Origin of the sequence: Myxococcus sp. AM010 (assembly GCF_013372585.1) — a bacterium.
GTDB classification, from domain to species: Bacteria; Myxococcota; Myxococcia; order Myxococcales; family Myxococcaceae; genus Myxococcus; species Myxococcus vastator.
This window is the reverse complement of record NZ_JABXEO010000089.1, coordinates 1-24,961: the sequence shown is the minus strand read 5'-3', so window position 1 is coordinate 24,961 and position 24,961 is coordinate 1. Positions and strand designations below refer to the sequence as shown.

Sequence of the window (24,961 nt, the reverse complement as noted above, 5' to 3'; positions counted from 1 at the left end):
TCCGGCGGCACGCGCCCCGGACATTCCAGCGCAGGGGAATATGGCCACGGCCAAGGGATTGCACTATCCCTGGCCCCTCCTATGCGCACCATTCGACTCGGCTTCGCCGCGCTCGCACTCGTCACGGCCCTCACGGCCTGCCACCGCTCCACTTCCACGGCGACACCGCGCGTCCTCGAAACCGCCGCGGAGCAGGTGCAGAAGGGCACCCAACAGGCCCGCACGCTCGCGTTCGCGGGCTTCCACGCCCTGCTCGTCGCGGGTGACGCCACGCTGGCGCAGCAGCGCTTCGATGACGCCATTGCCCGCGACGCGGGAGACGTCTACGCGCTGGCCGGCCAGTCGCTGATGGCACGCCGCGCGGGCCGTCCCGACCGCGCGCTGGTGGCGTCGCTGGAGCTGGCGGCGCGGGCGCCCACGCATCCGCTGGCGGCCGTCGCGGCGCGCCACGTGTTGGATTCGGTGGGCACGTCGCGGGCGCTGGACGACGACATCCTCCGCGGCGTGGAGCGGGCGCTGGCGGCGGGCGCGACGGGCGAGGCCGCCTATCTGCTGCGCGGCGCGCGGATGTCGGTGGCCGTGGTGCGCGGCGACGCGGAGGCCCGCGACGCGGCGATGCGGCAGCTGGGCGGCGTGAGCGAAGTCTCGCTGGTGGGGCCCTTCTCGCCCTTCCACGTGCTGGCCTGGGACGAGCAAACGCCCGTGAGCCAGAGTGGTTCGCTGGCGGGCCCCTTCACCAGCGCCTTCGGTCCGCTGCCGGTGCGCACGGTGCGCGCCCCTGACGGGCGGATGGACCTGACGGGCGAGCCCGGCCAGGGCGACCTCTACGTGCAGGCCTTCGACGCGGACGTGACGGAGCCGGGCCTCTACGTGGCCCGCACCGTGAGCGGCACCTCGCACCAGGTGCTGGTGGACGGGGCCCCGCTGATGGAGCGCCGGGCCTGGGAGCGCGCCACCTCCACCGTCACCGCGCGCGCCGTGCAGCTGCCCGCGGGCAAGCACCGCTTCGTCGTGCGTCAGCTCAAGGGCGGCACGTCCGGACTGCTCACCTTCGCCCTGCTGCGCGTGGACGGGCGTCCGTCCGGCGTGCGCTTCAGCGCGGCCACCGGCGCGGCGCCGGCGGCGTGGGGCGGCAAGGTCGAGCGCTCCGACGCGACGCCCGGCGTGTTCCCCACCACGGAGGGCTTGAAGACGGCCCTGCACGAGGAGGCCGGCGAGCTGCTGGCCGTGGTGCTGGCGGTGCGGGACGGACTGCAGCGGGACGCGGACGGCGCGCGGCGGCTGATGGCCTCGGTGGACGCCAACACCCCGGCCCTGCTGTGGCTGCGCGCAGAGGTCGCGTCCGCGGACCGCACCGTGCCTTCCAAGGTGGCGCGCGGCCGGGCCACGCGCGATTTGGAGTCCGTGCTGGCCAAGGACCCGGGCAACGTGGCGGCGCTGCTGCTGCGCGCGGAGCTCTTCCTCGACGAGGGCCAGCCCACCTCCGCCATGGACCTGCTGAAGACGGCGTCCGAGGTGGCCCAGCCCGCCGGCCACCCGGTGTTCATGCTGCGCGCCCGCGCCGCGCTGGCGCTGGAAGTGGAGGCCCTGGCGGAGGAGTCGCTCGCCGCGGCGCTGGAGGCCCAGCCCGGCCTGTGCGAGGCGCTGACGCTCCAGTACAGCCTGGCCCGCCGCCGTGACGCGGCGGCGCGGAGCGACACCCTGGTGGCGTCCCTGGAGGGCTGCCCCGGGACGGTGGTGCGCCAGGCCGAGCACGCGCGCGCGCGCGGCGACATGGAGACGGCGACGAAGCTGTACGGCGAGCTCCAGGCCAGAGACCCCAGCAGCATCAGCCTGGCCAACACGCTGGCCCACCTCTACGTGTCCAAGCGCCGCTTCGACGACGCCACCGCGGTGCTCCAGAAGCTGGCGGCCGTGTGGCCTCGCAGCGCGGAGCTGGTGAAGCGCATGGCGGACGTGCGCGAGTACGCGGGCCAGCCGGCCGAGGCGCTCAAGCTGCGCGAGAAGGCGCTGGCGATGGCGGGCGACGACCTGACGCTGCGCCGCGCCGAGGAGCGCGCGAAGACGGGCCGCGAGCTGCTGCAGGCCTACGCCGTGGACGGCCGCGAGGCCATCCGCGCCTACGAGGCGGAGCCCGTCAGCGGCGGCAGCGCGGCGGCCTTCGTGCTGGACGCGGCGGCGGTGCGCGTCTACCCCGACGGCAGCATCGTCAACCGCATCCACACGGTGCAGAAGGCGCTGGAGCAGTCGGGCGTGCAGGAGATTGCAGAGGTGACGGTGCCGCGCGGCGCGCAGGTGCTGGCGCTGCGCACGCTGAAGGCGGACGGCCGGGTGCTGGAGCCGGAGAACATCGAAGGCAAGGACACCGTGAGCCTGCCCGGCGTGGCCGTGGGGGACTACGTGGAGGTGGAGTACCTGCTCGCGGAGCCCCCGCGCGGCCCCGCGCAGCCGGGCTTCACGGCGTCCGCCTTCTACTTCCAGATTGCCAACCAGCCCAACGCCTGGGTGACGTACACGGTGGTGGCGCCCAAGGGCGTGGGCATGAAGGTGGACGCCCACGGGATGAAGGTGCCGGAGCCCAAGGTGGACGGCGACCTGGAGGTGTTCCACTTCGAGACGCGCCGCGTGCCGCCGTTCATCCCCGAGCCGGACGCGCCGCCCTCCGCCAACGAGTACCTGCCCTTCGTCATCGTGGGCGCGGGCGCCACGGGCAACGAGGCCCTGGTGAAGCTCTACGGCGACGCCTTCCAGGAGCGCTGGCTGCGCACGGCGGAGGTGGACGCCTTCGCGCGCAAGGCGGCGGAGGGCAAGTCGGGCCTGGACGCGGTGAAGGCGCTGCACGCCGCGGTGATGCAGCGCTTCTCCGGCCGGGACGCGAGCCTGAGCCAGACGGCGGCGTCCACGGTGGCCCAGGACCGGGGCAGCCGGCTGACGGTGATGAAGGCCGGCCTGGACGCGCTGGGCATTCCCTCGCGGGTGGTGGCGGTGCGGACCTTCAACACGGACCCGTCGGCCTACACCTTCCCCCAGGACGCGCTGCTGCCCTACGCGGCGCTGCGCGTGGAGGTGCCCGGCACCGAGCCGGTGTGGGTGGACACGTCCGTGCGTTATGGCCCCTTCGGCGAGCTGCCGGAGCTGGCCATGGGCGGCCAGGAGGCGTGGCTGCTGCCCGAGCCCGGCCGCCCGCTGCAGAAGGTGCAGACGCCGCCCATGAAGGAAGTCCCCGGCAAGGAAGTGAAGCTGGCGCTGAAGCTCGCCGAGGACGGCACGCTCAGCGGACAGGGCGAGGAGACGTACTCCGGCTTCGAGGCGGCGCAGATCGCCGAGGCGTTCAACCAGCTGTCGGCGGAGAGCCGCAACCAGGCGCTCCAGGGCGCGGTGGCGCGGTACTTCGGCGGCGCGTCGCTGTCGAGCGTGAAGCTGGAGCACCAGGAGCAGGTGGGCGCGCCCTTCGTGCTGCGCTACGAGTTCACCGTGCCGCGCTTCGGGCGGATGGAGGGCGGTCAGCGGATGGCGCTGGGGCCCCTCACCTTCCCCGCGCAGCTCGGCCGGCGCTTCGTGCAGCTGAGCACGCGCCGCACGCCGCTCTACATCGACACCACCGAGGCCAGCCGCACGCAGGTGACGCTGTCCATGCCCAAGGGCTGGAAGCTCACCGACCCCCAGGCGTCACTCCAGGCGGAGAACGCGTTTGGCCGCTTCACCCGCTCGGAGAAGCAGGACGGTTCGACGCTCAGCGTCACCGAGTCGCTGCGCGTGCCGCGCAACCGCGTCATGCCCGACCAGTACGAGCTGTTCTCCGGCTTCACCGGGGACGTGGACCTCATCCAGACGCGGGAGCTGGTCCTGGTGAAGCCCTAGCCAGGGGATGAATAAAGCCGGACGGCGCCGCGTCTTTTCTCCACACCGGCCCCGCACTGGGGGATTCCCAGGGGGGCCGGTGGCAGCACCTGTCTGGTAACCCACGGAGATGACGCGATGACTCCTCGATGGTGGGCTTGTCTGGTGACCTTGCTGGCGGCGCCCATGGCTCATGCGCAGACCGCGCCGGTCCCCGCGTCAGAGCCTGGATATTCCGAATACGCGTACGACGACACGGAGTTCGAGGACGAGGACACGGCGCCCATGGCGCCCTTCGCCCCGCCGCAGCTCCCCGCGGAGAACACCTCGGCCCGGCCCTTCGCGGGCGCCGTCTGGGCCTCCGGCCACTGGTACTGGGACGGCAACGAGTGGCGCTTCAACGCCGGCACCTGGCTGGCGCCCATGGACGGCTACCGGTTCATCAACGGCTACTGGGAGCCGGACGGCCGGATGTGGCGGTGGGTGTCCGGCGGCTGGGCCCGGCATGACTCCCCGGTGGTGGAGATTCCCATCGCCGTGGCGAGCGAGGAGCTGACCACGCAGCAGGCGCCTCCGCCGCTCCGCGTCGAGCACGCGCCGGCACCGCCAGCCCCCTCCTACGTCTGGACGCCCGGCTACTGGTACTGGGCTGGCGCCAACTACGTGTGGGTGGGTGGAATGTGGGCCGCCCCGCCCCGTCCTGGGCTCGTCTATGTGTCGTCCCGCTGGATGCGCCGCGGGCCGTCCTGGTACTTCTCCGCTGGCGGCTGGGCCAACCGCGGCTCGGTGCGTGTCACGGTGCCCGTCTACCGCCACGCGCACGTCACCGTGGCGCGCCGGCACCCGCACTACTTCACGCACACCTGGCGGCGCTACCCGGCCGTGCGCCACCACGTCTACCGCCCCGGGTACAACTACCGGCGCGGCCCCAGCCCGGTGCGTCACCACTACCGCGGCAACAACGGCAACCGCCGGGGCAACGGCAACTACCACCGGGCGTCGCCGGGTGGCCGGAACGGCGGGCAGCACGGCGGAGGGCACCGCCGCGGCGACGGTGGACGCCGCGGTGGCCGGGACTGACGCCTCACGGCGCGCTCAGGGAGGCAACCCCACCCCGAGCGCGTCCCGGAGGATGGCCGCCGCGTGCCGCTACTGCGCGCCAGCGGCCTCCGCCTCGCGGAAGATGGCCACGACGGGCTCGCCGTCCTCGCCCACGGAGCCGCGGTACATGCCGGCGGAGTTGAAGGGCATGGCCACGTTGCCCTCGCGGTCCATGGCGATGACGCCGCCCTCGCCGCCGGCCTTCACCAGCACGTCGTTGATGACGACGTCGGCGGCCTCCGACAACGGCACGTTCTGGTATTCCACGCGGGCGCAGATGTCGCGCGCCACGGTGTAGCGGATGAAGAACTCGCCATGGCCGGTGGCGGACACGGCGCAGCGCGGGTCCGCGTACGTCCCCGCGCCGATGATGGGCGCATCCCCCACGCGGCCGTAGCGCTTGTTCGTCATGCCCCCCGTGGACGTGGCCGCGGCCAGCGAGCCCGTCTTGTCCAAGGCCACCGCGCCCACGGTGCCGAACTTGTGGTCCCCGCTCACCGGGTCATACCCCGCCGGGAGCGAGGAGGACGGCTGCTGCCGCGAGCGCTCCTTCTCCAGCGCGCGCTGGAGGCCCTGCCAGCGGTCCTCCGTGTAGAAGTACTTCGGGTCCACCAGCGCCACGCCCCGCGACTTCGCGAAGGCCTCCGCGCCCTCCCCCACCATCATCACGTGCGGCGACTGCTCCATGACGAGCCGCGCCAGCGCGAGGGGGTTCCTCACGCGCCGCACGCCCGCCACGGCGCCCGCCTTGCGCGTCGTGCCGTCCATGATGGCGGCGTCCAACTCGTTGACGCCGTCGTGCGTGAAGACGGCGCCCTTGCCCGCGTTGAAATACGGAGAGTCCTCCAGGATGCGGACCGCGGCGCTCACGGCATCCAGCGCGGAGCCGCCACCGGCCAGCACCGCGTGTCCCGCCTGGAGCGCCTGGGTCAGCGCGGCCCGGACCTCGGCCTCGCGCTCCGGGGAGAGGTTCTCCCGGGAGATGACCCCCGCGCCGCCGTGAATGACCAGCCCCCACTTCGGCTTGGGCGCTGGCGCGTCATGCGAGGTCGGCTGCTCGCTGTCGGTACGAGCAACCCCGGTACGGGTGGCACAGCCCATGGGCGAAAGCAGCATCACTGCACCCAGGATGAGCGCGCGGCGGAGGGGAACGGAAGCGGCGGACATTCGAGAGACCTCCAGAGCGCTCCGTCGGTAGCACGCCCTCCAGGGAGGCACAACGCGGGGCCCAGGGAGAATGCACAGTGTCGAGACGACAGACCGTTCCGACACAGCGAGGTGAGCGCGATGAAGAAGCTGAGAGGGTTGCGAGTGGCCGTGCTCGCGGCGGATGGCTTCGAACAGGTGGAGCTGACAGCGCCCGTGAAGAAGCTGGAGCGTCAGGGCGCCGAGGTGACGATTGTGTCCCCCCACAAAGGCCGCATCCGCGGGATGAACCTCCTGGTTCCGGGGAAGAAAATCGCCGTGGACGCGTCCCTGCGCGAGGTGAAGGCGGCGGACTTCGACGCGGTCCTGCTGCCTGGCGGTTTCGTGAACCCGGACCTGCTGCGGCAGAGCGCGCTCGCCCTGGACTTCGTGCGGGACGCCGACGCACTGGACCTGCCCATCGCCGTCATCTGCCATGGCCCCTGGGTCCTGATTTCGGCGGGCCTCGTGGAGGGTCGGGCGCTGGCCGCGTGGCCGGGCATCCGCGACGACGTGCGCAACGCGGGAGGCCGGTGGGTGGAAGAGCCGGTGATGCGCGATGGCAACTGGGTCTCCAGCCCGGGACCACGACAGATGTTCGCGTTCATCAAGGGCATGGTGGAGCTCTTCGCGGAGAAGATGCCGGAGGTCTCCGCTCGCGCGCCGCTGGTGCCCGTGCGCCAGGCAGCGCCCACCCTGTGGCCGAAGCTGCTCGCCGGGACGCTGGCCACCGCGGCGCTCGGCCTGGGCGCGCGGCGGCTGGCCCTGCGCTGAGACGTCACCGGCCCTTGGCGAAGCGGCTCGCCGAGGGCCTTCGTCCCACCGCTACATCCACCCGAGTTGGAGCCGCGCCACGTCCGACATGCGCTCTTGCCCCCAGGGCGGGTCCCAGACGAGCTCCACGCGCGTCTCCGCCACCCCGGGCACCGAGCCCACCTTGGTGCGCACGTCCTCCACCAGCACCGGCCCCATGCCGCAGCCGGGCGCGGTGAGCGTCATCTGGATGTCCACGCGCTGTCCGCCTTCCGGCAGCGGCTCCGCCTTGCACGCGTACACCAGGCCCAGCTCGACGATGTTCACCGGAATCTCCGGGTCATACACCGTGCGCAGCTGCTCCCAGACCTGCTCCTCGTTGAACTCGCTGGCGTCGCCGGCGGCCCGCTCCTTCGGGGCGTACTCCTCCCCCAGCGCGCCGCCGTCCTTCTCGTCGATGCGGAAGAGCTGACCGTAGGGGTCCTGCACCGTGAGATTGCCGCCGAGCGTCTGCGTCACCCGCAGCTCGGAGCCCCCGGGCAGCACCACCCGGTCTCCGCTGGGGATGATTGTCGCGGACACGTCGCGCTCCAACACCGCCATCATTCCTCGCATGTGGCCCTCCACCCCTACTCCGTGGACACGGCCTCGCCGCGTCCCTCCAATGCCGCGCGCAGCGTGTGCCAGGCCAGGCTGGCGCACTTCACCCGCGCGGGGAACTCGCTGACGCCGGACAGGACCGCCAGCTTGCCCAGCGCGTCCACGTCCACCGACTCCGGACCTTCCGTCACCAGCTTGTGGACGCGCTCGAAGATGACCTCCGCCTCCGCGCGGGTCCGGTCCTTCACCGCCCCCGTCATCAACGACGCGGACGCCTTGGAGATGGCGCAGCCCTGGCCCTGGAAGGCCACGTCCTTGATGACGCCGCCCTCCACCTTCAGCGTCACCACCAGCTGGTCGCCGCACAGCGGGTTGTGGCCCGCCGCCTCCGCGGTGGCGCCCTCCACCACGCGGTAGTTGCGCGGCCGCTTCGAGTGCTCCAGCACGACCTCCTGATAGAGGTCCTTCAAGTCATCCGACGCACTCACTGGAACACCTCCAGGACCTTGTGCAGGCCGCGGACGAGCGCGTCCACGTCCTCGCGCGTGTTGTAGAGCGCCAGCGACGCCCGGGACGTGGCCGGCACCTTGAAGTGCTGCATCACCGGCTGCGCGCAGTGGTGGCCCGTGCGGATACAGATGCCCTCACGGTCCAGGATGGTGCCCACGTCGTGCGGGTGGATATCCGCCAGCATGAAGGACAGCACGGCGGACTTCTCGCGCGCCGTGCCCACCATGCGCAGCCCCGGCACCGACTCCAGCGCCTGCGTGGCGTAGGCCAGCAGCGCCCGGTCGTGCGCGGCGACGTGCTCCATCCCCAGCGCCTCCAGGTAGCGGATGGCCGCCGCCAGGCCCACCGCGCCCTCCAGGTTGGGCGTGCCCGCCTCGAAGCGGTACGGCACCCGGTTGTACGTCACCTTCTCCATCGTCACGGAGAGGATCATGTCGCCGCCGCCCTGGTAGGGCGGCATCGCCTCCAGAAGCTCCTTGCGGCCGTACAGCACGCCGATGCCGGTGGGGCCGAACATCTTGTGCCCGCTGAAGGCGTAGAAGTCGCAGCCCAGGTCCTGCACGTCCACGGGGAAGTGCGTCACCGCCTGCGCGCCGTCCACCAGCACGGGGATGCCCTTCGCGTGGGCCCGCCGCGTGAGCTCCTTCACCGGCACCACGGTGCCCAGCGCGTTGGACACCTGCGTCACCGCGAGGATGCGCGTGCGCTCCGTCAGCAGCGCGTCCACGGCGTCGAGCACCAGCTCGCCCCGGTCATCCACGGGGATGACCTTGAGCACGGCGCCCGTCTGCTCGCACAGCATCCGCCAGGGGACGATGTTGGCGTGGTGCTCCATCTGGGTGATGAGCACCTCGTCCCCGGCGCCGATGTGCTTGCGCCCATACGTCTGCGCCACCAGGTTGATGGCCTCGGTGGTGCCACGCACGAAGACGACTTCCTTCGCGTCCCGGGCGTTGATGAAGCGGCGCACCGTCTCACGCGCGCCCTCGTAGGCCTCCGTGGCGCGCTCGGACAGCACATGGACGCCGCGGTGCACGTTGGCGTTGTCGTGCTGGTAGAAGCGCACCAGCGCGTCGATGACGGCCTGCGGCTTCTGCGCCGTGGCGGCGCTGTCCAGGTACACCAGCGGCCGGCCCCGCACCTCCTGGTGGAGGATGGGGAAGTCCTCGCGGACCTTCTTCACGTCGAAGCCGCTCATGCCGTCACCTCGCGTTGCGCCGCGCCCGGCAGCTTCAAGGCCAGGAGCGCCTCGATGTTCGCGCGCACGGGGCCGGCGGGCACCGCCTCCACCACCTCGCGAGCGAAGGCGTAGGTGAGCAGCCGCTCCGCCTCCGCCTGGGGCACGCCGCGCGAGCGCAGGTAGAACAGCGCCTGCGCGTCCAGCCGCCCCACCGCCGCGCCGTGCGCGCACTTCACGTCATCCGCGAAGATTTCCAACTGGGGCCGCGCGTCCGCCTGCGCCGACTCCGACAACAGGAGGTTGCGGTTCTGCTGCCGCGAGTCCGTGCGCTGCGCGTCCTGCCGCACGCGGATGAGCCCGTGGAAGGTGCCGCGTGACTGGCCGTCCAGCACGCCCTTGTACAGCTCACGGCTGGTACACCGGGGCACCGCGTGGTCCAGCGCCGTGCGGTTGTCCAGGTGCTGCGCGCCCTGCCCCACGTACAGGCCATTCAGCGTCGCGTCGCCCCCCTCGCCCGCGAAGGCCGCGTGGACCTCGTTGCGCGCCATGGCCCCGCCAAAGGCGAAGGCATGCGAAGCGAAGCGGCTGTCCCGCCCCTGCCGGGCATGGAGCGCGCCCAGGTGCAGCGCCGCGTCCGCCTCCACCTGGACTTTGTAGTGATGGAGGCTGGCGTTGTCTCCCAGCGTCACCTCCGTCACCGCGTTGGTGAACGTCGCCGCCGAGCCTACGGGCCCCGCGCTGGCATACGTCTCCACCAGCGTCGCCTCGCTGCTCTCCTCCGCCACCACGAGGATGCGCGGGCTGGACAGCACCGGCGCGTCGCCGCGCGTGAGGAACACCAACTGCACGGGCACCTCGCTCAGCGCGCCCGGCGCCAGCCGCAGCAGCGCGCCCTCTTCCAGCAGCGCCGCGTTGAGCGCGGTGAAGGCGTGCTCCTTCGCCAGGGCCCGCTGCCCCAGCAGGGACTCCAGCAGCTCGCCGTCCTCGCGCACCGCGTCCCGCAGCGGCTTCAGCGTCAGCCCGCGCGGCAGGCCCACCACGGACGACAGCTCCGGCGCCAGCCGCCCGTCCACGAACACCAACCGGGGCCCTGGCAGGCCCAGCCGCTCCACCACCGCCGACAGGTGGGCGGTGTCCCGGGACGCCCCCGTCCGTGGAAGGAACGCTCCTTCCGCGATGGACCCCAGCCGGGAGTACTTCCACGCCTCGTCACGCGTCGTGGGCAGGCCCTGCCGCTCGAAGTGGGACAGGGCGTCGGCGCGCAGGCGCTTGAGCCACTGTGGCGCGGACGCCTGTTCGGGCGCCGCCTGGAAGCGCGTGGCCACGTCCAGGTAGTGCGCCAGGGCCGCCGTCATCGCCGTGCCTCCGCCGCCGACGCCTTGGCGCCGTCCAGGCCCAGCCAGCCGTAGCCCTTCTGCTCCAGCTCCAGCGCCAGCTCACGGCCACCGGAGCGGACGATGCGGCCCGCCGACATGACGTGCACCTTGTCCGGGACGATGTAGTCGAGCAGCCGCTGGTAGTGCGTAATCAGCACCATGCCGCGCTCGGGCGAACGCAGCGCGTTGACGCCGCCGGCCACCGTGCGCAGCGCGTCGATGTCCAGGCCGGAGTCCGTCTCATCGAGGATGGCCAGCAGCGGCTCCAGCACCGCCATCTGGAAGATCTCGTTGCGCTTCTTCTCGCCACCAGAGAAGCCCTCGTTCACCGAGCGGTTCATGAAGGCCGCGTCGAGTTGCACCAGCTTCGACTTCTCCTTGGCCAGTTGGAGGAAGTCCATGGCGTCCAGCTCCTCCAGCCCCTTCGAGCGGCGCTGCGCGTTGAGCGCGGTGCGCAGGAAGTGGATGTTGCCCACGCCCGGAATCTCCACCGGGTACTGGAAGGCGAGGAACACGCCCGCGGCGGCGCGCTGCTCGGGCGACAGCTCCAGCAGCGGCTTGCCGTCGAACAGCACCTCGCCCTGCGTCACCTCGTAGCCGTCACGGCCCGCCAGCACGCTGGCCAGCGTGCTCTTCCCTGAGCCGTTGGGGCCCATGATGGCGTGGACCTCACCGGGGGCGACCTCCAGGTCGATGCCCTTGAGGATGTCCTTGCCCGCCACGCGGGCGTGCAGGTTGCGAACAGTCAATAGCGCCATACCTACCCCACGCTCCCTTCCAGGCTCACTCCAAGCAGCTTCTGCGCTTCCACCGCGAACTCCATCGGGAGCTCCTTGAACACCTGGCGGCAGAAGCCATTGACGATCATCGACACCGCGTCCTCCTGCGAGATGCCCCGCTGCCGGCAGTAGAAGAGCTGGTCCTCGCCAATCTTCGACGTGGACGCCTCGTGCTCCACCTGCGCCGACGCGTTCTTCACCTCGATGTACGGCACCGTGTGGGCGCCGCACTTGTCACCGAGCAGCAGCGAATCGCACTGCGTGTAGTTGCGTGCGTTCTGGGCGCTCTTGAGCACCTTCACCAGCCCGCGGTACGTGTTCTGCCCGCGGCCGGCGGAGATGCCCTTGGACACGATGGTGCTGCGGGAGTTCTTCCCGATGTGCACCATCTTCGTGCCCGTGTCCGCCTGCTGCATGTTGTTGGTGAGCGCCACCGAGTAGAACTCGCCCACCGAGTCATCCCCCTTGAGGATGACGCTCGGGTACTTCCACGTAATCGCCGAGCCCGTCTCCACCTGGGTCCACGAAATCTTCGCCGCCCGGTGCGCGATGCCGCGCTTGGTGACGAAGTTGTAGATGCCGCCGCGCCCCTCCGCGTCGCCCGGGTACCAGTTCTGCACCGTGGAATACTTGATGGTGGCGTTGTCCAGCGCCACCAGCTCCACCACCGCGGCGTGCAGCTGGTTGGTGTCGCGCTGGGGGGCCGTGCAGCCCTCCAGGTAGCTCACATGGGAGCCTTCTTCCGCGACGATGAGCGTGCGCTCGAACTGGCCCGTCTCCGCCGCGTTGATGCGGAAGTACGTGGACAGCTCCATGGGGCAGCGCACGCCCTTGGGGATGTAGACGAACGAGCCGTCGCTGAAGACGGCCGAGTTGAGCGCGGCGAAGTAGTTGTCCGAGTACGGCACGACGGTGCCCAGGTACTTCTTCACCAGCTCCGGGTGTTCGCGCACGGCCTCGGAGAACGAGCAGAAGATGACGCCCGCCTTGGCCAGCTTGTCCTTGAACGTGGTGGCCACCGACACCGAGTCGAAGACGGCGTCCACCGCCACGTTCTGCAGCAGCTTCTGCTCATGCAGCGGAATGCCGAGCTTCTCGTAGGTGCGCAGAATCTCCGGGTCCACCTCGTCCAGGCTGGCCTTCACCGGCTTCTGCTTCGGCGCCGAGTAGTAGCGGATGGCCTGGTAGTCGATGGGCGCGTAGGTGACGGCCTGCCACGTGGGCTCCCGCATCGTCTGCCAGTGACGGAAGGCTTTGAGGCGCCAGTCGAGGAGGAACTCCGGCTCGCCCTTCTTCGCGGAGAGCTGGCGGATGACGTCCTCGTCCAGCCCCGGGGGAAACGTGTCCGATTCCACCTGGGTGATGAAGCCCGCCGCATACGGGCGACGCGTCAGTTCCTGGAGGGTTTCGGTGCTCATGAGCGGACTCCTGTCGCGGAAACGGAAGGGGGTTGGCCAGCGGCCGGGGAAGGCGCCGGGCGAGCGGGTGTCCCCAGGCCCACGAGGCGCTCGGGCACGCGGGGCGCGGGGGCGATGAGGTCCGCCAGCGTCAGCCGCCCCAGGGCCTCCTGGATGGCGTTGTTGATGAAGCGCCAGTGGCCCCGCACCTGGCAGACGGACTCCAGCTCACAGGGCGCACCCCCGGAGGTGTGGACGCCACACTCCGTGAGGGCGACCGGCCCTTCGAGCGCGGAGACGAGCTCCGCCAGCGACAGCTCATGGGCCGGGCGCGCCAGCCCGTAGCCGCCGTTGGCGCCACGGTGCGACACCACGAGCGCCGCCTGGAGCAGGCCCTTGAGCACCTTGCTGGCCGAGGGAAGTGGCACGCGCGTGCGCGCCGCCAGCTCACGGGTGGTGCGCGTGTCACCCTCCGCGCGAGCCAGCTCGGTCATCAGCACGATGCCGTAGTCGGTCATCTTGCTCATCCGGAGCATGGGTGCGGGTGTCTCCTCTCTGGGTTCCAGGCGCCGAAGAGCCTCGGGCCACGTTGACCTCTTATGTAATCAGGACCGTTTTAGTCCACATTGCAATTTGAATCCCTCCCTGAAGCGCCGCTGGTTGGAGGGTGGAGGGGAGAGGGATAGGGTGACGCCACCGTCCCCCGGAGGAATATTGCCGATGCGCCGTCCCCTGATGCTGCTCGCGACCCTGGCCCTGGCCGTGGTGGCCTGCGAGAAGAAGAACGCGCCTGCCCCCACCGCGCCCTCGCCGGAGGGACAGGCGAGCGGGGCACCGGCCGCTCCGGTGGACTCGGACACGATTCTGCTGGGAGAGGTCGGCAGCCTCACGGGCAGCGAGGCGACCTTCGGGGTGTCCGCGCGCAACGGCATTGAGCTGGCGCTGAAGGAGGCCAACGAAGCAGGCGGCGTGAAGGGCAAGAAGCTCCAGGTGCGCGTGTACGACAGCCAGGGCCGGCCGGAGGAAGGCGCCCAGGCGGTGACGCGGCTCATCACCCAGGACAAGGTGGTGGCGATTCTGGGCGAGGCGGCCTCGTCGGTGTCCATGGCCATGGCGGAGAAGGCGCAGGCGGGCCAGGTGCCCATGGTGACGCCCACGTCCACCGCGCCGGAGGTGACGCAGAAGGGCGACTACATCTTCCGCGTCTGCTTCATCGACCCCTTCCAGGGGCTCGTCATGGCGAAGTTCGCGCGGGAGAACCTGAAGCTGTCCCGCGTGGCGGTGCTGCGCGACAACAAGAGCGCGTTCTCCATGGGCCTGGCGGACGTGTTCACGGACAAATTCAAGGCGTTCGGCGGCGAGGTGCCGGGCGAAGAGAGCTACTCCAAGGGCGACACGGACTTCCGCGCGCAGCTCACGTCCCTCAAGCGGCTGAAGCCGGACGCCGTCTTCGTCCCTGGCTACTACACGGACGTGGGCATCATCGCGCGGCAGGCGCGTGAAATCGGGCTCAAGGTGCCGCTGCTCGGCGGCGACGGCTGGGACTCCGACAAGCTGTACGAGCTGGGCGGCTCCGCGCTGGAGGGCAGCTACTTCTCCAACCACTACTCGCCGGGCAACCCGGACCCGGTGCTCCAGAAGTTCCTGGCCCGCTACAAGGCCACCTACGGCAGCGTGCCGGACAGCGTGGCCGCGCTGGCCTACGACGCGGCGCGGGTGACGATTGACGCCATGAAGCGCGCGCCGGACCTGAGCGGCCCTGCGCTGCGCGACGCGATTGCGGCGACGAAGGACTTCCCGGGCGTGGCGGGGAAAATCACCCTGGACGCCAACCGCGACGCGGTGAAGGAGGCCGTGGTGCTCAAGGTCTCCGGTGGCAAGGCGGAGTTCGTCACCACGGTGACCCCGTAGCCTTGGGCACCCAAGCCCCCATGGCTCAGATGGGGGCCTGGATGACGTAGTAGATGGAGTTGAAGTAGCGGTGGAGCGCGTTCAAGAGCGCCACCAGGAACGGCCACCCCATCGTGCTGAAGCCCAGCAGGGCCGCGGTGACGATGGCGTACTCTACCATGGACTGGCCGCGGGCGGCCCGTGACTGACGCGGGGACTTCTTCATGGGGCAACGCTCCGGCGTAGCAGCGTGAGTTGGAGCTCGACTCCCGGACCGGACGAGCGGCCGCGCAGCACCGCGCGGCCACTCACGGACTCCTTGAGCACTTCGAACCCGATGCCATTCGACTCCACGGGAGCAGGCGCCCCGACCTGCCAGCCGCGCTCGCGGAAGAGGTCGCCGTAGCGCCGCGCCGCCTCGGCCGGTGAGTCCGCGTGGAGCTGGCCCGTCACCACGTGGTGCGAGGCGCCCTCCATGTTGAAGTTCACGGTCCGGGTCTCCGCGAGTTCAGCGGGCACCGGAAGCCAGCCGGGCACGGCCGCCGCGCGCTGCAACATGGGCCCCACCTGACCGGAGGACACGAACACCAGCGTCTCACCCCCTTGGGCCAGCGTGGACACCAGCCGCACCTCTTCCGTGGCGGGGCTCCAGTAGCCCACGTAGCCGCCCTTCTCTCCGTGGGGTTGGTGCAGCACCGGCAGCCCCTTGGCGAGCAGGGCCTGTGTGTAGTGCTCCAGGACCTTCGCGGGCGCGTCTTGTGTGGAGAACCACGCCACCGCCATGGGCGCCTCGGGCCCCAGGTAGTCAGCGGCCAGCGCTTCAGGGCGGGTGGCGTTGGGGTACGGCGGGAAGTGAACCAGTGCCCGCTGGAGGATGGCCTCCTCCGCGGGCGTGCGCACCCAGCTCCGGGAGGCTATCTCCACGTCGGTGCCCAGCTCCGGCGGGCTCCATTCCTGGCTGCTGTCGCTGCCCCGGTAGACGGCGTGCTCCCAGGAGAAACCGATGAGGCCGCCCACCACCGCCACGGAGAAGAGCAGCGCGGGAATCCGGACAACGGGGCGCGTGGCGGCAACAGGCGTCAACACGACTCCGACCTCTCGCAACCCAGGTACCAGTTGCCGCGCGCCTCATAGGAGCGCTGGTTGTTGTCGCCCTCCCAGTCCTGCCACTCACTGCTGAAGTAGCCCTGGCGGCTCCCGCCCTGCTGCTCAATCTCCTCTTCGACGCCACCTCCGCCTTCGTGGGGTTTGATGGCGAGGCTGGGATTGCGAGGATCATCTCCCGGTGTCTTGTAGCCCCGGGGCCGCAACCGCAGGCCCTGGTGCAGGAGACTGGAGCCGATGGCCTGGCTCACCAGCCCCTCCACCGCCGAGGACATCTGCGAGAAGGCCGGGTTGTCATCGTTCTGATAGAGCTGGATGACACGCTCGTGCATGCCTCTCCCTCCGGGCGTACCCGGCCGCACGTCGGCGTGCTCCGTGAGCGCCCAGGTATCGGTGAGGATGGCGATCTGCTCCCAGGGGAGCAGGTAGACGTTGTCGCCCCGTCCGTGGGAGCCGGGGTCTCCGTTGCCCGTCGCGTTGTTATGGACGCCGTTGGCCCGGTCCTGCGTCTCCTTCGCCAGCTTCACGCGGGAGAACTCCGGAAGGAACGTCTCCGGCAACAGGTAGTTCTGCACGCCCAGGCGCGCGGAGCAGCGGATGAGGCCACCTCGGCCGAAGGTGTCCATGAAGGACTGGTGGAGCGACACGCCATACGCGCCCACGGCCTGCGCATCCAGCGTGCAGTACACCTGCTGCCCGCCGGGGTTGAGCCAGCAGGCATGGGCGACGACGTCGGTGTGGTGGGATTCGTCGTTCTGACACTCCGGCCCCTTCCCCGGCCCGTAGCTGTCGAGCCCCGACTCGTGGTCGCAGTACATGTACCGCGAATAGGCCTGCGCCATCTCGAAGCCGGAGAAGGCCTCCGTCGTCGTCCCGCCGTCCTCCGTCGCCACCGACTCAGGTTCCTTCTCGTAGTCGAGGACGGTGTAGTCCCACGCGGTGGTGAGCGACGTCTCCTGCGAGTCCAGCATGTGGCGCAGCAGGTCGAAGAGGAACAGTGAGTAGAGGAACACGGGGATGATGACGAGCATGCACACCGCCATCTCCACGGAGGCGGCGCCTCGACGGGACGCGCGCGTCACAGGGACACCCCCGGGACCTGCGCCAACCGCGACGCGTCGGTGTTCCCCGCTGCGTTCAGCACCTCCGCGGCCTCATCGGAGCTGATGGGATGCAGCTTCGCGCGCCAGTAGGGGCTGAAGAGGTTGGGGGCCTCGCGCCAGCCATTCGCGCCAAAGCGATGGTAATAGACAAGCGCCTTGGAGATGGCCACGCCTTCCTGCGCCGCGAGCGTGAGCGAGGCCGAGCCCTGGGCACCATGGTCCAGCCGCACCTGCGCCGATGAATTCAATTCCCAGGGTGCCCGCTTCGGGTCGCCCACCCGAAGCCGCCGCGTGAGGTAGCTGTAGACGCGAGGTTGACCCCAATCACGCGCCGAGGACGGGTTGGCGCGGAACTTCATGAAGCAGTTGCCTGAACGGGCGCAGCCCGACAGCGCGTTCGCGTTGACGCCCTCGAAGTTGTGCGAGCCCGAGTGCGCGCCGTCCGGCTCGTGGCCGCCGCCATTGGCGTCGCTCCAGACGCCCGCCTCGTAGCTGCTGGCCCAGGTGAAGCCGTGCCGCCACGTGTGAAGGATGCGGCCCTCTTCCTGCGCGGCGCTGGTCGTCCCGGAGTTGCCCCCCTGCTTTCCACCGCTGTTGACCTCGGACTTGTTCTGGACCGTCTTGGAGGTCCCTTCGTGTTCGAGCACCAGGTAGGAGCCCTGGTCCGGGATGTCCCGGAGCTCGTCGAAGAAGTCCGGGTGCAGGTAGGAGGGCTTCATGAGGCCCAGCCTGTCCCCCTTGTAGGCGCGGTTGGCGCCCCAGTCCGAGCGGGTGGCATTGGCGATTTCAGTCATCACCCGCGCCAATGCATCCGGAGAGGCGTTCTCGACGCTGTTCCGGCAGTCCATTCCATCCACCGCGCAGTTGAACTCGTTCGCGTTGAGTCCCCCCACGGCTTGCGAGAGGTCACTGGCCCCGGGGACGCTGTACTGAGTCAACAGCGACAGGCCGTGGCTGCGTCCATCCCGCACCGCCTGGAGCGTCTGGGAATGGGCCTCGCGCTGGGAGGCGTGGAGGTTGTCGACCATCAGGTCCACCCCTCGCACCGCGGCGTTGAAGCTGGACTCGAGCGAGCGGACCTTCTGGTCGTAGTCCTGCCCCGCCTTGTCGAACTCGCCGGCGATCTTCTTCGCCTCGGCGGCGTGGGCGCAGTGCACCGCGCAGGTGTAGCAGGAGAAGCACTTGGCGAGCTCCATGAGCGCGATGGCGTTGAAGTTCTTCGCCGAGGCCCGCATCATCTCGCCCGTCACACTCGACGCCGCCATGTAGGCGTGGATGCTGTTCATCGCGACGTAGGAAGCAGCGATGCCCCGGTTGCTGACGGCATAGTAATTGAGCGACCGCGCCTCCAGGACGGCCATGGAGTAGGCCAGCGCGTCGCTGTGCTGCTGCAAGCCCATCTTCTGGCGCAGCGCGTGCGCGAGGTTGAAGCTCAGCGTCACCATCAACGCCAACACCAGGAAGGACAGCGCCCCCAGGACGATGGCCTGCCCCCGCTGCGCGCGTCTCCGGGCCTTGGGCCTCAGTAGGCGAATGGGAAGACGCATTCATTGCTCCCTGGCAGGGCTGCCCGGTTGAGGAAGAAGTTGGACTGCATCCGCATGGTGTAGGTGGCGCGGATGGGAGAGATGAAGATGCGCTGAGCTGCCGCCGCCTCCAGCAGCGAGTCGGTGCGCTCGGGGGAGCCGTCGCCTTCGGGCGTCTCGCCCTGCATGCGCAGCACGGACGTCATCTTCCGGCCGCGGGTGGACTGGTAGATGACCCAGTCCGCGAAGGGGATGATCATCCGGTAGTTGAAGGTCACCTGGACGCGCAGCTTGGTGCGGTGGCTCTCCTTCCAACCGGAGGGCGCGGTGTTCCGGGGGTCATCGAAGTCCAGCTCCGGGCCGGCCCCGCCGACGTCGCCCCGCGTGGGCCCGCAGATGGTGACCTCCGCGTGCTTGAGCGACGTGCCGGGAATCTGGTTGCCTTGCAGGTCCTGCCACTTCTGCTGGAACTCCGCGGCGCTGCCCACCGGGGGGATGTGGGCGCGGTTCTGCACGCCGCTCGGCACGCTCAGCAGCGGCAACAGCACCGCGAGCGCGGCCTTCTCCATCACGTCCACCTTGGCGCTGTTCAGCGCCCCGGCCCGCACGGCCTTGTAGGCGGCGTACTTGGTCAGCAGCCGCGCCTGGTGCATCAACCCCAACTGGAGGATGCCCAGGATGAGGAAGACGAACAGGGGGAGGACAATGGCAGCCTCCACGGCCGCCTGGCCCGACTGATTCCTCTCACAAAGACTGCCCATGGGCTCAAAGACTACCCAGCGGTCCCCGCAAAAAGAAAAACCCAGACCCCTGCCGGTCCGAAAATAATGGCATCCACTGTCGGACTTCAGACAGACGCCACCCAGGGGGGCTGGAAATGGCCCCAAATCCAACAACAGACAAACCCTGTCAGACAGGGGCTGCCTAGCGCCGCCGGACAATCTCCTGGATGAGCTCGACGTAGCGGCGGTTCTTCGGGTTCAGCTTGAACGCCCTGCGGAACGCGTCTTCGGCCTGGCCCCACTGGCCTTCGCCCTGCGCCACTTCACCCAGGAAGGCCCAGCCCTCCTCCAGCGAGGGCTCCTGGCGCAGCACCTCCTGCAGCTCCTGCTGCGCCAGCCGTCCGTGCGCCTCCGGCTTCATCAGGTAGCGCGCGTAGGCCCGGTAGGCCTGGTACAGCGGCTTCGGGTCGATGTCGCAGGCGTACTCGAAGTACTCGAAGGCCCCCGCGTGGTTCCGCGCGGCCAGCCGGCGCTTCGCCTCGTCGAACTGCGTGGTCGCGTCCAGCAGGTCCGTGCGGATGCGGAACTGCTCGGCCGTGGTGGGCCGCGTACCCCGGTCCTTCTCCCGGTGCGCCGCGCGCCGCTTGCGCCACAGCAGGTTCTGCTCCGCGTCCGACAGCGCGCCAAACGCCTTCGCATGGGCCGCCAGCAGCACCTCCGCCTTCTCGCGGAGCTCCGGCGTATTGAAGCGCAGGGGCGCGTACCGGTCCGCCAGGGCCAAGAAGGCCTTGCGCAGCGGCACCGGCTGCACGTCCTCGGGCACGTCCAACAGCGCGAAGGGGTCCTTGCTCCGGTGCGACATGAAGGCGCTCACCAGGGCATTGCGCGCCGCCTCGTCCTCGTCGGAGAACGGCGTCCCCTGCGGAGCCTGCGCCGCTACGGGAGGCGCCACCGGCTCGGGCGCGGGCACCGTCCCCGCGCTCAGCCGAGCCGCCTTCGCGTCCACGTCCTCCGCGAAGCCCGCGACCTCCAGCAGGCACAGCGCGTACAGGCGCCGGAGCACCATCTCCGTGTCGAAGCCGGTGCGCTCCATCAGCTCGCCGAAGGTGGGCCTCAGCCGGAGCGCCTGGAACAGCCGCGCGTCCTTCGACGACAGCTTCAGCCCCGCCTCCGTGCCCGGCATCTGCCCGAAGCGGCGCTCGTCCGTGAAGGTGAAGTGCGTGGCCACCGCGTCGAACGGCATCACGTTGGCCACGCCCGTGAGGATGAGCTGGCCCGTGTTCGTCCGCACGCTGGCGTCCGGAGGCTCCACGTCGGCGATGAGCCGGTACTTCGCGTCCGCCCAGCGGAAGCAGTCCAGCAGCTTGTGCGCCAGGTTCGCCTGCAACTGCTTGTACAAGTCGAAGGGGCTGATGAGGCCCTTCTGCACCAACAGGCCGCTGAGCGGCACCTCCGCGGAGATGCTCTCCGCCAGCGCCTTCTGGTAGTCCGTCTCCGACAGCTTGCCCTTCTCCACCAGGTACTTGCCCAGCGTCTCGTGGAGGAGGTTGGACTGGCACGCCACCGGCGCGCCGTCCTCGAAGACGATGCGCTTCTCCCGCTGGCGCACCTTCAACTCCAACGTACAGGTGCGCTCCTCCGCCATCAGCGCGTGGAGCAGCAGGGGGAACGGCGTATCGGCCAGCACTCCCTCCCGCTGGCGGAGGACCTGCGACGGCGTGGGGAACATGGGCGAGAGCCTAGCGCTACTCGCCCAGGTACTCCTCCATCCCCGACGCGCTGGGTGGCTCGCCATACGCGCCGGAGTCGTAGCGGCCGCCGTAGCCGCGCTCCGGGGTCATTCCGAACCGGGGCAACACGGACGCCAGCCCCCCCAGCACCAGGGCCACGGCCGCCGCGTACATCAACGGCCGGCTGGGCCGCGCGCGCCAGGCCCACTTGCGCTCCCGGCGCCGCTGGAACCGGGGCGCCACCACGTATTCCCCCCAGGCCAGGTCACGCATCCGCTTCGCGTCATCACCACGGCCCGCCCGGCGCAGGGCCTTGGCCAGCAGGTAGCGGCCCTCCACCGTGCCGTGCCGCACCTGGCAGTAGCGCTCCAGCGCCTCCACCGCGCCCGCCACGTCGCCGCGCTTCAGCCGGAAGCGTCCGCGCTCCAGGTCGATGGCGCCCAGCTTGTGGTCCGCGTCCAGCTTCGCCGCCTCGTCCAGCAGCAGCTCGCCGCGCTGGGAATCACCGGCCCCCAGGTAGGCCACGCCCAGCAGATACAGCGTGTCCACGTCCTCGTCGCCCGCTTCCAGGTTGGGCTTGAGGATGTCCACCGCCTCGGCGTAGCGGCGCTGCTCCACGCGGATGTCCGCCAGCTCGTGCCGCGCGCGCCGCTCATGCGGGTTGGTGAGGATGGTGCCCGCCAGTTGCCCCGCGCGCTGGAAGCGCTTGAGCAGGCGCACCGGGCTGGGGAGCACCTGCCACGTGAAGCGGTCCGCCACGAAGATGATGACGAGAATCAGGCCCAGCGACAGCAGCGGGCTGCCCGTCAGCAGGGTGAGGAACAGCCACAGTATCCACTTGCTCATATGCCTCTCGAAATCCGTTCCGCTGGACGCAGCCCTAGAGCAGCCGCGCGCACACGGCGCTGTGGACGTCCGCGCCCTTCTCCGTCAATGCCAGACGCCCGTCCCGCAGCGTCGCGAAGCCATGCGCCACCAGCCGCGCGACCTCCGCCCGCCGAGGCTCCACCGGCTGCCCGTACCGCTCGCAGACGGCCTCCCAGTCCACGCCCGACACCAGCCGCAGGCCCATGGCCAGGCGCTCCGCGAAGAGCTCCTCCGGGCCCAGCGGCTCGCGGCCCTCCTCTGGCAGCCGCCCCGCCTCCGCCTCCACGAGGTAGCGCTCCGCGCTGCGCAGGTTCACGTACCGGTGCGGCTGGGGCGACAGCAACATCCCCGTGGCCCCCACGCCGAGCGCCAGGTACTCCCCGCCCGTCCAGTACAGCGCGTTGTGGCGCGAGCTGCACCCCGGCCGCGCGTGGTTGGACACCTCGTAGCGGTGCAGGCCCGCCGCCCCGTACACCTCGCGCACCACCCGCGCCATGTCGACCACGGTGTCGTCGGGCGGGAGCACCAGCTCGCCGCGCTTGAGCCGCTTCGACAGGGGCGTGTCCTCCGCCAGCACGTCGCGCTCCACCGTCAGCGCGTAGGTGGACAGGTGCTCGGGAGCCAGCGCCACCGCCCGGCGCGCATCCGCCTCCACCTGCGCCACCGTCTGCCCGTGCACGCCATAGATGAAGTCCATGGACACCACCGGGAAGCCCGCGCTCCGGGCCGCGTCCACGGCCCCTTCCACCATGGCCGCGTCATGCGCGCGCCCCAGCGCCTTGAGCGTCTCCGGCTGGAAGGACTGCACCCCCAGCGACAGCCGGTTCACCCCCGCCGCGCGGTAGCCCGCGAAGCGCTCCGCGTCCGCGCGCTCCGGGTTGCCCTCCAGCGACACCTCCACGCCGGGCGCCACCCGCAGCCGCGCGGCGAGGCCGTCCAGCACCTGGGCCACGTAGCGCGGGTGCCACAGGGACGGCGTCCCACCGCCCAGGAAGATGGAGTCGAGCACCTTCCCCGCGAGCGAGGGCTCGGCGGCCAGCCGGGTGTCCAGCTCCGCCAGCACCGCGCGGGCGTAGCGCTCCTCCGGCACCTGCCGCGCCACCGCCACCGCGAAGTCGCAATACGGGCACTTCGCGAGGCAATACGGGAAGTGCAGGTACAGCCCGAAGCGGGCCGCCGGCATTCCCGTGAGGGCATCCACTGGCGCGTCGAAAGGCATGAAGGGGAAACCTCTACCTCTTGCCCTTCAATTGCGCCTCCAGCCGGGCAATCTTCGCCTTGTACCCCGCCGCGTTCTCGAGCGCTGTCTCGGCCGCCACCAGCTTGCGCTTGAGGTTGGCCGCGTCCGCCTTGAGTTGCTCGCGCTCCGCCTCCCAGTCCGCTGGCGCACCCGCGCTCCCAGAAGGCGTCCCCGGCTGCTCCGCCAGCTTCACCTCGAGCGCCTGCCGGGCCTCCTGCTCTGCGTGCAGCGACGCCTCCGCGCGAGCCAGCTGCGCCTCGGCCGCCGCGCGCGCCGCGTCCGACTTGCCGCTGGCCACCGCGGCCTGGGCCTTCGCGCCCTCCAGGGCCCCCTCCATCATCTTCAGTCGGCCCTGGAGGCGCTCCACCTTGTCCGCCTCGGCGCGCGCGGCCTCCAGCTCCTCGGTGAGCGAGGCCACCTGCGCCTCGGCGCCGCCGTGCCCCGCCGACAGCGACTCCACCTGGGCCTCGGCCTGGGCCGCCTTCACCTCCGCGTCGGTGCGCTCGGCCTCCGCCGCCTCGCGCCGCGCCCGCTCCAGGGACAGCGCTTCGTGGGCCTTCGCCACCTCTGCCTGCAGGCGCACCAGCTCCGCCTCGCGCTGCGCGGACGCCGCCTCCAGCATGGACACCCGGGCGGACAGGCCGACGCGCTCGGCGTCCTTGGTGGCCGCCTTCAGCTCCACCGCGGCGAGCTGCTCCTTCCACGACGCATGGTCCGCGTGCGCGGCCTCCACCGCCGCCGTCAGCTCCGTCACCTTCGTCTCGGCCTGCTGCACCGCCTCGCCGAGCGCCGCCGCGTCCGCTTCCATGCGGTCGCGCAGCGACACCTGCTCCACCTCGGCGGCCTCCAGCGCCTCCTTCAGCGCCGCGGCCTCCCCCTCCGCCAGCTGCGCCCGCTCACTGGCCTGCGCCAAGCCCTCTTCCAGGGCCTGTGAGCGCTCCTCGGCCTTGGCCGCCTCCGCCGCCAGCTTCGCCTTGAGCTGGGTCAGCTCCGCGGTGCGCGCCTCCAGCGCCTGGCGCAGCGCGGGCAGCTCCGCCGCCTCGGTGGTGCGCGCGGTGAGCGCCGCGCGCAGGCCCACGATTTCGGCGTCCTTCAACGCCAGCGAGCGCTCCAGCTCCGCCACCTGCTCCTGCAGGGTGCGCAGCCCGTCCTCCACCACCGCCAGCTGCTTGCGCGCCTCGTCGCGCTCGGCCTCCAGCGTGCCCGCGCGGCCCTGAGCCTCCTCCAGCGAGCTCTTCGACCAGTCGCTCTCGCTCTCCAGCGCGCTCAGCCCGGACTGGGCCTCCGCCAGCGCGGCCTCCAACTGCGCGGCGCGCAGGCCCAGCGAGTCCTTCTCCGCCGACGCCGCCTCCAGGTCGGTGGTCAGCCGCTCCACGTCGGCGATGGCCTGCTGGTACTGCTCCTGGACGGCCTCCAGGGCGCCCTGGGCCTCGGACTTCTCCGCGGCCAGCTCCGCCACGCGGTCCTGGGCCAGCGACAGCGCTTCCTTCGCGCCAATCAGCTCCTCGGCCACCGCGCCGCGGGCCTCTCGCTCCTCCTGGAGCTCCGACGTCAGGCGCGGCACGTCGGATTCGACCTCCGCCAGCGCGCGCGACAGGTCCTTGCGGTCCGCCTCCACCGCGGTGAGCTCTTCCTGGAGGCTGGCGAGCCGCGACTGGGACTCCGCCGCCGCCCGGGCCAGCTCGTCCTGGAAGGCGGAGACGCTGGCCTTCGACTCCGCCAGCTCCTTGCGCGCCAGCGTCAGCGACTGCTTCACGCCGTGGAGCTCGCCGTCGCGCTCCGCGTACAGCGTGCGGCCCCGCGCCAGCGTCTCCGTCTTCTGGCGGACCACTGCCCGGAAGTACTCCAGCTTGTCCTCGGGCGAGCCGCCCATGGGCATCCGGATTTCGGGCGGCTCACCGAATGGATCATTCCCCGGGGTCCGCGCGGCGCGGACGGCGGGGGCAGGAGCGGCGGCGGCCGGGGACGCGGGCGCCTTCGGGGACGCGGGCGCTCCCGTGCCCTTGGGCACGGCGGCCAGGGGGGCGGCCGGGCGGCGCGGCGGCAGCGGAGGTGGAG

At 70.7% G+C, this 24,961-nt stretch carries 21 protein-coding genes; 4 read left to right on the top strand and 17 right to left on the bottom strand.

The window, feature by feature from the left end; genetic code table 11:
* Window positions 1-81 precede the first annotated feature (81 nt).
* Together HV826_RS30245 and HV826_RS30240 are read left to right on the top strand one after the other, a co-directional pair.
* On the top strand, window positions 82-3,861 hold the full coding sequence (locus HV826_RS30245; RefSeq protein ID WP_176420539.1) for a tetratricopeptide repeat protein: 3,780 nt from the start codon (window positions 82-84) through the stop codon (window positions 3,859-3,861).
* Between the two features lie 117 nt (window positions 3,862-3,978).
* Complete coding sequence (locus HV826_RS30240; RefSeq protein WP_176420538.1) at window positions 3,979-4,920, top strand: YXWGXW repeat-containing protein; 942 nt, start codon at window positions 3,979-3,981, stop codon at window positions 4,918-4,920.
* A gap of 69 nt (window positions 4,921-4,989) precedes the next feature.
* Here HV826_RS30240 and HV826_RS30235 read toward each other — a convergent pair whose 3' ends face one another.
* Window positions 4,990-6,108, bottom strand: a complete 1,119-nt coding sequence (locus tag HV826_RS30235; RefSeq protein ID WP_176420537.1) for an isoaspartyl peptidase/L-asparaginase family protein — start codon at window positions 6,106-6,108, stop codon at window positions 4,990-4,992.
* A gap of 120 nt (window positions 6,109-6,228) precedes the next feature.
* Here HV826_RS30235 and HV826_RS30230 point away from each other — a divergent pair, with 120 nt between their 5' ends.
* On the top strand, window positions 6,229-6,900 hold the full coding sequence (locus tag HV826_RS30230; protein ID WP_176420536.1) for a type 1 glutamine amidotransferase domain-containing protein: 672 nt from the start codon (window positions 6,229-6,231) through the stop codon (window positions 6,898-6,900).
* A 51-nt stretch (window positions 6,901-6,951) separates the two neighbouring features.
* Here HV826_RS30230 and sufT read toward each other — a convergent pair whose 3' ends face one another.
* Genes sufT through HV826_RS30195 form a run of 7 tightly spaced genes read right to left on the bottom strand, consistent with a single transcriptional unit; the run spans window position 6,952 to window position 13,257 of the window.
* Window positions 6,952-7,494 (bottom strand): putative Fe-S cluster assembly protein SufT, encoded by a 543-nt coding sequence (gene sufT, locus HV826_RS30225; RefSeq protein WP_163783427.1) that lies wholly within the window; start codon window positions 7,492-7,494, stop codon window positions 6,952-6,954.
* A gap of 14 nt (window positions 7,495-7,508) precedes the next feature.
* A complete protein-coding gene (gene sufU, locus HV826_RS30220; protein WP_163783426.1) occupies window positions 7,509-7,967 on the bottom strand; it encodes a Fe-S cluster assembly sulfur transfer protein SufU in 459 nt (152 codons plus the stop codon).
* Window positions 7,964-9,187 (bottom strand): cysteine desulfurase, encoded by a 1,224-nt coding sequence (locus HV826_RS30215; protein WP_176420535.1) that lies wholly within the window; start codon window positions 9,185-9,187, stop codon window positions 7,964-7,966. Before HV826_RS30215 ends, sufU begins: the two co-directional genes overlap by 4 nt.
* Window positions 9,184-10,524, bottom strand: coding sequence for a Fe-S cluster assembly protein SufD (sufD, locus tag HV826_RS30210; protein WP_176420534.1), 1,341 nt, complete (start codon window positions 10,522-10,524; stop codon window positions 9,184-9,186). Before sufD ends, HV826_RS30215 begins: the two co-directional genes overlap by 4 nt.
* A complete protein-coding gene (sufC, locus tag HV826_RS30205; protein ID WP_176420533.1) occupies window positions 10,521-11,303 on the bottom strand; it encodes a Fe-S cluster assembly ATPase SufC in 783 nt (260 codons plus the stop codon). The genes sufD and sufC overlap by 4 nt, the downstream gene beginning before the upstream one ends.
* A gap of 2 nt (window positions 11,304-11,305) precedes the next feature.
* Window positions 11,306-12,742 carry a Fe-S cluster assembly protein SufB gene (sufB, locus tag HV826_RS30200; RefSeq protein ID WP_176420532.1) on the bottom strand — a complete coding sequence of 479 codons (1,437 nt, stop codon included), beginning with the start codon at window positions 12,740-12,742 and terminating at the stop codon, window positions 11,306-11,308.
* Window positions 12,739-13,257, bottom strand: coding sequence for an SUF system Fe-S cluster assembly regulator (locus tag HV826_RS30195; protein WP_176420531.1), 519 nt, complete (start codon window positions 13,255-13,257; stop codon window positions 12,739-12,741). The genes sufB and HV826_RS30195 overlap by 4 nt, the downstream gene beginning before the upstream one ends.
* 184 nt (window positions 13,258-13,441) lie before the next feature.
* Between HV826_RS30195 and HV826_RS30190 the strand changes: the two genes are divergently transcribed.
* Window positions 13,442-14,632 carry an ABC transporter substrate-binding protein gene (locus HV826_RS30190; RefSeq protein ID WP_176420530.1) on the top strand — a complete coding sequence of 397 codons (1,191 nt, stop codon included), beginning with the start codon at window positions 13,442-13,444 and terminating at the stop codon, window positions 14,630-14,632.
* Between the two features lie 25 nt (window positions 14,633-14,657).
* On the opposite strand, the gene HV826_RS30185 is transcribed toward HV826_RS30190, so the two are convergent.
* The 9 genes from HV826_RS30185 to HV826_RS30145 all read right to left on the bottom strand — a co-directional run.
* A complete protein-coding gene (locus HV826_RS30185) occupies window positions 14,658-14,837 on the bottom strand; it encodes a hypothetical protein (protein WP_163784307.1) in 180 nt (59 codons plus the stop codon).
* Window positions 14,834-15,697, bottom strand: coding sequence for a hypothetical protein (locus HV826_RS30180; RefSeq protein WP_368671026.1), 864 nt, complete (start codon window positions 15,695-15,697; stop codon window positions 14,834-14,836). Before HV826_RS30180 ends, HV826_RS30185 begins: the two co-directional genes overlap by 4 nt.
* Window positions 15,691-16,746 carry a hypothetical protein gene (locus HV826_RS30175; protein WP_217917610.1) on the bottom strand — a complete coding sequence of 352 codons (1,056 nt, stop codon included), beginning with the start codon at window positions 16,744-16,746 and terminating at the stop codon, window positions 15,691-15,693. The genes HV826_RS30180 and HV826_RS30175 overlap by 7 nt, the downstream gene beginning before the upstream one ends.
* A 47-nt stretch (window positions 16,747-16,793) precedes the next feature.
* Window positions 16,794-18,365, bottom strand: a complete 1,572-nt coding sequence (locus HV826_RS30170; RefSeq protein WP_176420528.1) for a TadE/TadG family type IV pilus assembly protein — start codon at window positions 18,363-18,365, stop codon at window positions 16,794-16,796.
* The gene (locus HV826_RS30165; protein WP_176420527.1) at window positions 18,341-19,105 is read right to left on the bottom strand and encodes a TadE/TadG family type IV pilus assembly protein; all 765 of its coding nucleotides are present in this window, start codon (window positions 19,103-19,105) and stop codon (window positions 18,341-18,343) included. Before HV826_RS30165 ends, HV826_RS30170 begins: the two co-directional genes overlap by 25 nt.
* Window positions 19,106-19,268: 163 nt before the next feature.
* The gene (locus tag HV826_RS30160) at window positions 19,269-20,795 is read right to left on the bottom strand and encodes a DUF4388 domain-containing protein (protein ID WP_176420526.1); all 1,527 of its coding nucleotides are present in this window, start codon (window positions 20,793-20,795) and stop codon (window positions 19,269-19,271) included.
* Window positions 20,796-20,811: 16 nt separating this feature from the next.
* Complete coding sequence (locus HV826_RS30155) at window positions 20,812-21,642, bottom strand: hypothetical protein (protein WP_176420525.1); 831 nt, start codon at window positions 21,640-21,642, stop codon at window positions 20,812-20,814.
* Window positions 21,643-21,676: 34 nt separating this feature from the next.
* Complete coding sequence (gene hemW, locus HV826_RS30150) at window positions 21,677-22,882, bottom strand: radical SAM family heme chaperone HemW (RefSeq protein WP_176420524.1); 1,206 nt, start codon at window positions 22,880-22,882, stop codon at window positions 21,677-21,679.
* A 13-nt stretch (window positions 22,883-22,895) separates the two neighbouring features.
* Window positions 22,896-24,961, bottom strand: a 2,066-nt coding sequence (locus tag HV826_RS30145; protein WP_176420523.1) for a plectin 1 isoform 8, incomplete at its 5' end; no start/stop codon positions are given.

Bases quoted from the DNA above. Each gene is read 5' to 3' on its own strand.
- HV826_RS30245 (WP_176420539.1), top strand. From the start codon at position 82: ATGCGCACCATTCGACTCGGCTTCGCCGCGCTCGCACTCGTCACGGCC.
- HV826_RS30240 (WP_176420538.1), top strand. From the start codon at position 3,979: ATGACTCCTCGATGGTGGGCTTGTCTGGTGACCTTGCTGGCGGCGCCC.
- HV826_RS30235 (WP_176420537.1), bottom strand. From the start codon at position 6,108: ATGTCCGCCGCTTCCGTTCCCCTCCGCCGCGCGCTCATCCTGGGTGCA.
- HV826_RS30230 (WP_176420536.1), top strand. From the start codon at position 6,229: ATGAAGAAGCTGAGAGGGTTGCGAGTGGCCGTGCTCGCGGCGGATGGC.
- sufT (WP_163783427.1), bottom strand. From the start codon at position 7,494: ATGCGAGGAATGATGGCGGTGTTGGAGCGCGACGTGTCCGCGACAATC.
- HV826_RS30215 (WP_176420535.1), bottom strand. From the start codon at position 9,187: ATGAGCGGCTTCGACGTGAAGAAGGTCCGCGAGGACTTCCCCATCCTC.
- sufD (WP_176420534.1), bottom strand. From the start codon at position 10,524: ATGACGGCGGCCCTGGCGCACTACCTGGACGTGGCCACGCGCTTCCAG.
- sufC (WP_176420533.1), bottom strand. From the start codon at position 11,303: ATGGCGCTATTGACTGTTCGCAACCTGCACGCCCGCGTGGCGGGCAAG.
- sufB (WP_176420532.1), bottom strand. From the start codon at position 12,742: ATGAGCACCGAAACCCTCCAGGAACTGACGCGTCGCCCGTATGCGGCG.
- HV826_RS30195 (WP_176420531.1), bottom strand. From the start codon at position 13,257: ATGCTCCGGATGAGCAAGATGACCGACTACGGCATCGTGCTGATGACC.
- HV826_RS30190 (WP_176420530.1), top strand. From the start codon at position 13,442: ATGCGCCGTCCCCTGATGCTGCTCGCGACCCTGGCCCTGGCCGTGGTG.
- HV826_RS30185 (WP_163784307.1), bottom strand. From the start codon at position 14,837: ATGAAGAAGTCCCCGCGTCAGTCACGGGCCGCCCGCGGCCAGTCCATG.
- HV826_RS30175 (WP_217917610.1), bottom strand. From the start codon at position 16,746: ATGCTCGTCATCATCCCCGTGTTCCTCTACTCACTGTTCCTCTTCGAC.
- HV826_RS30170 (WP_176420528.1), bottom strand. From the start codon at position 18,365: ATGCGTCTTCCCATTCGCCTACTGAGGCCCAAGGCCCGGAGACGCGCG.
- HV826_RS30165 (WP_176420527.1), bottom strand. From the start codon at position 19,105: ATGGGCAGTCTTTGTGAGAGGAATCAGTCGGGCCAGGCGGCCGTGGAG.
- HV826_RS30160 (WP_176420526.1), bottom strand. From the start codon at position 20,795: ATGTTCCCCACGCCGTCGCAGGTCCTCCGCCAGCGGGAGGGAGTGCTG.
- HV826_RS30155 (WP_176420525.1), bottom strand. From the start codon at position 21,642: ATGAGCAAGTGGATACTGTGGCTGTTCCTCACCCTGCTGACGGGCAGC.
- hemW (WP_176420524.1), bottom strand. From the start codon at position 22,882: ATGCCTTTCGACGCGCCAGTGGATGCCCTCACGGGAATGCCGGCGGCC.